This window comes from Embleya sp. L77 (assembly GCF_055557415.1).
The window spans coordinates 1,292,866-1,303,069 of sequence record NZ_CM145710.1 but is presented as its reverse complement, the minus strand read 5'-3'; the positions used below and the strand labels follow the sequence as shown (position 1 = coordinate 1,303,069).

At 72.2% G+C, this 10,204-nt stretch carries 2 protein-coding genes; one reads left to right on the top strand and one right to left on the bottom strand.

Annotation, left to right across the window (positions count from 1 at the left end):
* Positions 1–26: 26 nt before the first annotated feature.
* On the bottom strand, positions 27–9,110 hold the full coding sequence (locus ACZOOI_RS35615) for an SDR family NAD(P)-dependent oxidoreductase (RefSeq protein WP_465283699.1): 9,084 nt from the start codon (positions 9,108–9,110) through the stop codon (positions 27–29).
* A 258-nt stretch (positions 9,111–9,368) separates the two neighbouring features.
* On the opposite strand from ACZOOI_RS35615, the gene ACZOOI_RS35610 reads away from it, so the two are divergent.
* Entirely contained in the window at positions 9,369–10,139 is a 771-nt protein-coding gene (locus tag ACZOOI_RS35610; RefSeq protein ID WP_465283698.1) for a 2,3-dihydro-2,3-dihydroxybenzoate dehydrogenase, read from the top strand.
* The last annotated feature ends 65 nt before the right edge of the window (positions 10,140–10,204 follow it).

Genomic DNA, 10,204 nt, shown 5'->3' with positions numbered 1-10,204 from the left:
CTGGAAACTCCGCTCTCGCCACAGGGTCAGGAACCGTTTGCGCCGCGTGCCATCCGCACCAGATCCTCGATCGCCATCGAGTCGATGCGGTCGCCGGCCGGCGGCTTCGAGGCGGCCGTCGGGCCCGCCTCGACCTGCTGTGTCTCTTGCTGCTCGGCCTGCTCCCGGCCCGGATCCGTGTCCTCCGGTGCGGGGATTCGGTCCAGCAGGAGTTCGGTCAACGCCTCCGACGTGGGGTGGTCGAAGATCGCGATGGGCGAGAAGCGCAGACCGGTCACCGCGGCGATGCGGTTCCGCAGCTCGATCGCGGTGACCGAGTCGATGCCCAGTTCCTTGAACGCCGTGTCGGGATCGATGGTCTGTGCCTTCGAGTAGCCCAGTACGGTGGCCAGTTCGGCGCAGACGATGTCGAGCAGTGCGCTCCTGCGCCGATCGGCGGGCAGTTCGGCGAGCCGCGCCGCGCCGGTCGCCTCGGCCGACGCCGGGGCGGTCGTGGGTGTGCTGTGCGAGGTGACGAGTTCGGACACCAGCGGGTGCGGACGGGTGAGGTTGAACCGTTCCGCGAAGCGCTGCCAGTCCACGTTGGCGATCGCCAGCGTGGTGTCGTCGTGGTCCAAGGCCTGTTGCAGGGCCATCACGCCCAGGTGCGGAGTCATCAGGTCCATGCCGCCGAGACTCAGCCAGTCGACGAAGCCCTGGTCCTCGGCCATGCCCTTGCCGGCCCAGGCTCCCCATGCGATCGAGGTGGCCGTCCGGCCGTTCGCCCGCCGGTACTCGGCGAACGCGTCCAGGTAGGCGTTGCCTGCCGCATAGGCGCCCTGGCCGACGTTGGGCAACAGGCTTCCGTACGAGGAGTACAGCACGAACGCCGACAGGTCGTGGTCTTCGGTGAGGTCGTGCAGGTTCTGCACGGCGCGGGTCTTGGGCAGCAGGACGCGTTCGAGCTGATGTGCGGTCATCTCGTTCACCGGGCCGTCGTCCACGACACCGGCGGTGTGCACGACGGCGGTGAGCGGATGTTCCGCGGGGATCGCGGCGATCACCGCTGCGAGGGAGTCCCGGTCCGCGATGTCGCAGGCGGTGACGGTGACCGACGCGGCGCCCAACTCGTGCAGCTCGGCGGTGAGTTCGGCAGCGCCCGGGGCGTCGGGGCCACGCCGGCTGAGGAGCAGCACGTGGGCGCCCTGCCGGGACAGCCACCGGGCGACGTGGCCGCCGAGCGCCCCGGTGCCGCCGGTGATCAGCGTGGTACCGGTCGGCCGCCACGGGGTGGTCGGCGTCGGGTCGGACAGGCCCGCGCGGACGAGCCGGCGGGCGAGTACCCGGCCGTCCCGTACGGCGAGTTGGTCCTCGTCCCCCGATCCGGCGAGCACCGCGCACAGCAGCGCACCGGTCGTCCCGTCCGGGTTCGGCGGCAAGTCCACGAGACCCGCGAATCGATGCGGGTTCTCCAAGCCGGCCACGCGGTTGAGGCCCCACAGGTGTGCCTGGACGGGATGGGTGAGGGCCTCATCGGGACCCGTGGAGACCGCGCCGGAGGTGACCGACCAGAGTCGGGCCTCACCACCCGCGGCCTCCATGGCCTGCACGAGACGGACGGTGGCAAGCAGTCCGGTCGGGATCACCGAGTGATCGGGATCCGGCGACTCGTCCAGCGCGAGCAGCGACAACACACCGCCGATCGGCTGGTCACCGAACGACGCGAACGCCTCGGTGAGTACGTCCGGATCGCCGGCCGCGTCGACCACGAGCAGCCGGGTCTTGCCGCCGTGCTCCTCGATCGACCGTACGTACGTGCCCACGAGGTCGTTGTCGGCGACCCGCCGTGGCACGGCCACGAACCAGGTGCCCGGCAGTGCGGGTTTCGCGGTCTCGATCGCGGCCGGCTTCCACGCGATGCGGTAGCGCCACGAGTTGACCGCCGCGTTCTCCCGGTGCCGGCGCCGCCACTGGGACAGCAGCGGCAGGACCGCCTCCATCGAGCCCTGATCCGCGCCGGGTTCCAGGCCCAGCAGGTTCGCCAACTCCCCGCCGTCGCCCTGTTCCACGATGCGCCAGAACCGGGTCTCCTCCCGATCCGGCTCGGTCGGTCGCGCAATCTTCGGCTCGTCGAGCGGGAGTTCGGTGGGTGGTGTGTCGGTGTGCGGCAGCAACTTGGGCCAGTCCACACCCACACCCGCCGCCCACACCTGCGCCGCACCCGTCACGAACCGACGCAACCCACCCTCGTCCCGACGCAACGTCCCCGTCACCAACACCCCACCCGAACCCACACCGGACCCGGACCCCACACCGACCCCGGCCCCGGCCCCGGTGCCGGCCGCGGCCTCCTCCGCGACCGCCTCCACCGTCTCCCCGATCCCCACCGTCAACACCGGATGACCACTGCACTCCACGAACACATCGAACCCGTCACCCAACAACGCCCGCGTCGCATCCTCGAACCGCACCCGCGACCGCAGATTCCCCCACCAATACCCCCCATCCATCACCGACCCCTCCACCACACCACCGGTCACCGTCGAATACACCGGCACCGAACCCACACCCGCAACCACCCCCTCCAACGCACCCGACACCCGATCCCCGATCACCTCCACCAACGGCGTATGCGACGCATAATCCACCGCAATCCGCCGCACCCGAACCCCCACACCCCCACACCACTCCACCAACTCCCCCGCAGCCCCCACATCCCCCGCAACCACCACCGACGACGGACCATTCACCGCCGCCACCCACAACCGCCCCTCCCACCGCGACAACCACCCCTCCACCACACCCACACCCACACCCACCGACACCATCGCCCCACCACCCGACAACCCCACCAACGCCCCCGAACGCCCCACCACCACCCGCACCGCATCCCGCACCGACAACACACCCGCCACACACGCCGCAGCAATCTCCCCCTGCGAATGACCCACCACAGCCCCCGGCACCACCCCCACCGACTCCCACAACCGCGCCAAACCCACCATCACCGAAAACATCACCGGCTGAACCACATCCACCCGCTCCAACGACGGAGCACCCACCACCCCCCGCAACACATCCACCACCGACCAACCCACCAACTCCTCCACCACCGCCGAACACTCACCCACCACCGCCGCGAACACCCGCGACGACCCCAACAACTCCACCCCCATCCCCAACCACTGCCAACCCTGACCCGGAAACACAAACACCACCCGACGCACACCACCCCCCACCACACCCGACACCACACCCGGGACCGAACCGGAGGCGGAGCCCGCGAAACCACCGACCCCGGACAGCAGTTCCCTACGGTCCGAACCGATCACCGTCAGGCGGTGCGCCGACTCGCCACGCGCGGCCAACGCCCGGCCCACGGCGGCGACATCGAGCGCGTCGCCTTGCGACTGGGCGAACTCGCGGAGCCGGCCCGCCTGCGCACGAAGCTCGGCCGCGGTGGCTGCGGACAACGTCCAGGGCACGATCTGCGGTGTGCCGAACTCGCGGTACCAGTAGGGGTGGTGCTCCCACGGGTAGCTCGGGAGCGCGACCACGTTGCGCCGGGGCGAGACGGACGGGGCGATCGCGTCGGGGGTCCCGGGCCGGGTGCCGGTGACGAACAGTTCGGCCGCGACCAGGGCGGGGGAGTCCGCGCCGTGCATGACCTCGATCGTCACATCGCAGTCGGCGGCGGCATCCTCGTCCGCCGTGCCCAGGTCCGGGTCGGCGCCACCCACTGCGGCCAGGTCGCCGGTGACCAGCGCCCGCAGTCCGTCAGGCGCGGTGATCCGCCCGTCGGCCCACGCGGCGGTGATCCGGCCGGCGCCGGTACCGCTCACCGCGCGAGCCGAAACGCCCAGCTCCCGCAGGGCGTTGGTGGCCGCCGCCTGGTGGCAGAAGAGTACGGCGGAGCGCAGCTCGGGTCGTGTGTCGTTCCTCGGGTCGCAGGGCGAACCGATGATCTCGGCCAGCAGCCGGGCGAAATCGTCCAGGGTGCGGTCGTAGGCCGGTGCCGACGCGGCCCACCGCTGCCGGATCTCCCGAGCGGGCAGGTCGTCCCGGTACCGGAACGCGACCGTCTGCTCCTCGCCGCCGTCCGCCCGGCCCGAGCGGGTCGTGGCGCCGGGTGTGCCGGAGCCGGCCGCGGTCAGCGCGTCGGCCAGCGCGGTCGCGTCGAACCCGACGACGGCGAGCCGATGTTCGAGGAGCGAGCGTCGGTGGGTCGCGGTGAAGACGATGTCCTCCACGTGCTCCGGCGCGTTCGCGAGCCGGTCCGCCATCCGGTGTGCCACGGCCGCAAGCGCGGTGGGGGTGGCCGCGGACAGGAGCAGGACGTGTTCCCTGCCCGCCCGAATCGCCGGGGCGACGGGGTGCGCGGGCGCGGTGGAGCCGCCGGCGTCGCGGCGACCCGGGCCGAACTGTTCCACCAGGACGTGTGCGTTGCTGCCACTGAAGCCGAATGCGCTGACGCCGGCCCGCGCGGGGCGGTCGTGCTCGGGCCACGGTCGCGATTCGGTGACCAACTCGACCGGCAACCGGTCCCATTCGATCCGGCTCGACGGCTGGTCCACCAGGTGCGGCGGCAGCGTGCCGTGATGGAGAGCGAGTACCACCTTGAGCAGGCCGACGGCGCCGGCCGCCGCCCCGAGGTGGCCGACGTTCGCCTTGGCCGAGCCGATCAACACGGGATACCGCGGGTCGCGCCCGGAGCCGAGCGACTCGGCCAGCGCCCGGACCTCGATGGGGTCGCCCAACGGGGTGCCCGTGCCGTGTGTCTCGACGTAGTCGACCTCGTGCGGCGCCCAGCCCGCGCGGGCGATCGCCCGGCGCACCACGTCCGTCTGGGCCGCGGGGTTGGGGACGGTCAGTCCACCGGTGGCACCGTCCTGGTTGACCGCGCTGCCGCGCAGCACGGCGTAGACGCGGTCGCCGTCGCGCACCGCCGCCGCCACGGGCTTGAGGACCAGGACCACCGCGCCCTCGCCGCACCCGAAGCCGTCGGCGCTCTCGTCGAACGTCTTGCATCGTCCGTCCGCCGCGAGGGCCCCGCTGCCCGCCATCGAGGCGAGCAACGGGCTGGGCGCGACGATCGCGCTGGCGCCGCCGACCACGGCGACCTCGCAGTCGCCCGCGACGAGCGCCTGGCAGGCCAGGTGAACGGCGGTCAGCGAGGCGGAGCATGCGGTGTCCACCGTCATGCTCGGGCCGCGCAGGCCGAGGAAGTAGGACAGCCGGCCGGCGAGGGCGGCGAAGGACGTCCCGGTGCCGTGGTAGAGGTTCAGCCGGGAGGCCTCCATGTCGCGGGCGACCAGGTACTGGTAGTCCGCCATGGACAGGCCCGCGAAGACCCCCACCGGTTGTGCGTCGAGGGTGTGGGCCGGGCAACCCGCGTCCTCCAGCGCCTCCCACGCGGTCTCCAGGAACAGCCGCTGCTGCGGGTCGAGCAGCTTGGCCTCGCGCGGCGAGATCCGGAAGAAGGGCGCGTCGAACTCGGCGATGTCGTCGAGGTAGGAGCCGCGCAGTGGGATGGCGTTGCCCAACTCCGACCAGATCGGGTCGTTCAGCCGTTCCCGGGGGAAGTCGCCGGCCGTGCCGGTCCGGGCGCACAGCAGATCCCAGAACGCGTCCGGCGAGGAGGCGCCGGGCACCCGGCAGCCGACGCCGACGACCGCGATGCCCTGGTCGGCGAAGTCGGGTCCGGGCGCGGCGTCGACGTGCGCGGCGCTGCCCGCGGCGGCGACTCGTGCCGCCGGCTCGGCCGGGGTGCCGGCCGTCGCATCCGAGGGCAGCACGGCCGAGAGGGCCGGCTCGACCGGCTCGACCGAATCGACCGATCCGTGCGCTCCGGTCGTTTCCGTCGAGTCGGCCGCCTCGACCGTGGCTTCGGCGGCGAGTGGTGCCACCTCGGCGAGGTATTCCGCCAGGCCGTTGACGGTCGGCCGTTCGAACACGATGGTGGCGGGCAGCGGGACGCCCACCTCCTCCTCCAGCCGGGTGCGCAGCGCGGCGGCCGTCAGCGAGTCGAGTCCCTGCTCGAACAGACCGCGCCGACGCGCGACGGGCGCGTCCGCCGGCAGTCCCAACAACTCCCGGACCACCGACGTGACCAGCCCCGTCAACACGGCGACCCGGGAGCGACCCGCCGCGGAGCCCGCGGGCGCGGGCGACGCGGCCGCATGCGCCGCGCCGCGCACCGGAGCGGCCGGGCTGGGGACGACGGCGGCGGGAGGGGAGACAGCGGCTACGGCGGGGGTGGCGGCGACGGCGGTCCCGAACGTGGCCACGGCGCCCTCGACGCGCGCCCCGCCCCCGGTCGGCTCCGCGTACATCTCGCCGGTGACCCGGTCCTCCGCGTCGAGCAGACTGATCCTGATCCGGGCCGGCAGCGCCGACCCGCCGGTGTCGTCGGCCGCGCGCGCGGACCGCGGCGCGGTGACGCCCTGCTCGCCGCGGCGCACTCCGGGCAGCCAGTAGCGGTCGCCGCTCCAGGACGGCACGGGCAGCGTCCGGAAGCGGCCCGGTCGTCCGGTGACCTGCTCCCAACGGACCGGGACACCGGCCACGTGCAACCGGGCCAGCGCCCGGTACGCGGCGACCCGCCCGGGCTCGTACCTGCTGAGCACCGGCACCGCCGGGGCCTGGCGGGCGTGTTGCCGCTGGGCCTCGACCAGCGAGGGGACGAGCACGGGGTGCGGGCCGATCTCGACGAGCGGGTGGTCGTCCTCGGCGAGCAGTCGGTCCAGGGCGGGCCACAGGCGCACCGGGCTGGTGAAGTTGCGTACCCAGTAGGCCGCGTCGTAGACGGTCGAGTCCGCGTCGGGGTCGACCGTGGACACCATGCGCACCCTCGGCGTAGCGGCCACGAGCCCGGTGAGGCCGGCCTCCAGGCGCGGGCCGAGATCCGCGATCAGCGGGCTGTGCGCCGGTGCGTCGACCCGCAACCGCCGGCAGCGCATGCCCTGCGCCTCCAACGCCCGGGCCGCCTGCTCGACCTCCTCGGTCGCGCCCGCGACGACCAGCGAGCCGGGTCCGTTCATCGCGACGACGGTGACCGGCGACGCGATCTCGGCCAGGACGGCGACGACCTCGTCCCGGTCGCCGGTGACCGCGTACATCAGGCCACGACCGGAGGCCAGTCCCAGGGTCTCGGAGCGCCGCACGATCAGCGTCGTGGCGTCCTCCAGGCTCAGCACACCGGCCGCGTGCGCGGCGGCGACCTCGCCGAGGCTGTGCCCGACGATCACGCCCGGGACCACGCCGCGCGCGGCCAGCCAGCGGGTCATCGCGACCTGCACGGCGAAGATGGCCGGTTGCACGATCTCGGTCCGGTGCAGGCCGATCTCCGGGTCGGCGTGGTGGATCTCGTCGATCAGCGACCAGTCGGCTCGGGCACGGATCAACTCGGCGCACTCGTCCAGCGTTTCGCGGACGATCGGATCGTTGTCGTACAGGTCCAGGGCCATCCCCGGCCACTGGCCGCCCTGGCCGGAGTAGACGAAGATCGGCTCCGGCGCGCTCTCCGGATCGAGCACGACGCCCGAATAGGCGCCGTCCTGCGGCTCGTCGGGCTCGGCCAGGGCCTCCAGCAGGCCGGCCCGGTCGTCGGCGACCACGGCGTAGCGGTGCGTCTCGTGGGTGCGTCGGGTCGCCGCGGACGCGGTGAGATCGGCGAGTTCCTCCTCGTCCGTCGCGGCGACCAGTTCGCGCATGTCGGCGAGTTGCCGGCCGAGGCCCGCGGAGCTGCCGGCCGAGGCCAGGAGCACGTGCGGGTCGGCGCTCGGCGTGGGCCCGCCCTGCGGCGCGGTCGTCGGCGGGGCCTCGACGATCACGTGCACGTTGGTGCCGCTGAGCCCGAACGCGCTGACGCCGGCGCGCAACGGCCGGTCCCGGTCGGCGATCGCGATGTGCTCCCTCGGCACGGTGATGCTGCCGCCGCGCCAGTTGACGCCCGGGTTGAGGGTGTCCACGTGCGGCTGCCGGGGGATCGTCCCGGAGTTGACGATCCAGGTGGTCTTGAGCAGGCCGCCGATGCCGGCCGCGGCGTCCATGTGCCCGAGCAGGGCCTTGTGTGAGCCGATCAGAATGGGATCGGTCTCGTCGCGTCCGTCGGCGTAGACCTCGCCGATGGCATCGACCTCGATCACGTCGCCGATCGCGGTGCCGGTGCCGTGCGCCTCGACGTAGTCCACCTCGGTCGCGGTCAACCCGGCGCGGTCCAGGGCCAATTCCATCAGCGCGATCTGGGCGAGCGAGTTGGGCACGGTCAGACCCATGCTGGTGCCGTCGTTGTTGGCGGCGGAGCCGCGGATGAGGGCGTGGATCCGGTCGCCGTCGGCCTCGGCGTCGGCCAGGCGCTTGAGGACCACGACGCCCGCGCCCTCGCCGCGCACGATGCCGTCGGCGGAGGCGTCGAAGGGGCGGCAGCGTCCGGAGGGCGACATCGCGCCGACGCGGCTGAGGAACACGCTGATGTCCGGCGTGATGAGCAGGCTGACGCCGCCGGCGACGGCCGTGTCGCAGTCGCCGGCCCGCAGGCTCTGGCAGGCCTGGTGCACGGCCAGGAGCGAGGACGAGCAGGCCGAGTTGACGGTGGACACCGGGCCGGTCAGGTCGAAGGTGTACGCCAGTCGGCCGGCCGCGAAGCTGAACTCCAGTCCGCCGATGTGGTGTCGGCCGATTTCGTCGATGCCCAGGGTGCGCGCGTGCAGGAGTTCGTAGTCCTTGGCGAGCAGTCCGAACATCACCGCCGTACGGGTACCGCTCCACGCCTCGCGCGGTCGCCCGGAGTCGCTCATCGCCTCCCACGCCACTTCGAGGATCAGGCGTTGTTGGGGGTCGAGCAGCCCGGCCTCGCGGGGGCTGACGCCGAAGAAGGGGGCGTCGAAGCGGTCGATGTCGTCGAGGAAGGCGCCCCTGCCGTTCGAGATGGTGCCCGGCCCACCGGCCGGGTCGCTGCGCTCGGGACCCCAGCGGTCGGCGGGCACGTCGGTGAACACGTCGCCGGCCGAGGTCAGCAGGCGCCCGAACGTGTCCAGGTTGCGGACGCCGCCCGGGAATCGGCACCCCACACCCACGATGGCGATGGTGGACGCCGCGGCGGTGGACCCGCTGCCGGAATCGGTGCTCATCTATTCCCTCCGATGGGATAGCTGCGGGAATGTGATATGCCATTGACAGCGGATACACGACGCAAAGCAGTGGCCGTTCGATGCTAGGTACGCGCGGACGGCGCGTCAGCCCCTACCGATCCCCTAAGGTGCGCGTCGAGGTGCTTGTAGGGGTGGGTTATGGGTGTCGCCGGGCGGGCGATTATTGGGAGGCTGGAATGAAATATCGATCACACTCGGAGAGTTCTCGTATTCGGCGCGGAAAGAAGGAGAGCTGTTATGCAGGGCGAAGTAGCGGTGGTCACCGGAGCGGCGAGTGGAATAGGCGCGGCCGTGACGCGGGCGCTGGCCGGCAGAGGGGCCGTGGTGGCCGCGGTGGACCGGGACGCGGAGGGGCTGCGGGAGACGGTCGACAAGCTCGCGGCGGACGGCCTCGTCGCGCATGCCTTCGTCGCCGACGTCGCCGAGGCGGATCGGGTGGAGCAGGTGGTCGAGGAGATCGAGCGGCGGCTGGGCCCGCTGCGCTACCTGGTCAATGCCGCCGGTGTGCTCCGGTTGGGTGCGGCCAGGCAGCTCGCCGAGCAGGACTGGCACGACACGTTCGCGGTGAATGCGACCGGTGTGTTCCTGATGTCCCGGGCGGTGGTCAACCGCATGGTGCCGCGTTCGGCCGGGGCGATCGTGACCGTGGCCTCGAACGCGGCGGGCACCGCCCGGGCGGAGATGGCCGCCTACTCGGCGTCCAAGGCCGCGGCGACGATGTTCACCAAGTGCCTGGGCCTGGAGGTGGCCGGCCACGGGATCCGCTGCAACGTGGTGGCGCCGGGATCGACCGACACCCCGATGCTCAGGTCCATGTGGCACGACGAGAGCGGTCCGCAGCAGACGATCGACGGTCGGATCGAGTCCTACAAGGTGGGAATTCCGCTCCGGAAAATGGCCCTGCCGTCCGATATCGCGGACGCGGTGGTCTTCCTGCTCTCCGACGAGGCGGGCCACATCACGCTCCAGCACCTCACCGTCGACGGCGGCGCGACTCTCGGCGTGTGAACCGTCGTGATGGAAAGGAATCCGATGGCATGGGGTCGTCCGCCGGAAAGTATTCGTGGAACGAA

Coding starts and splice junctions, on each gene's coding strand:
- ACZOOI_RS35615 (WP_465283699.1), bottom strand. CDS start 9,110: ATGAGCACCGATTCCGGCAGCGGGTCCACCGCCGCGGCGTCCACCATC.
- ACZOOI_RS35610 (WP_465283698.1), top strand. CDS start 9,369: ATGCAGGGCGAAGTAGCGGTGGTCACCGGAGCGGCGAGTGGAATAGGC.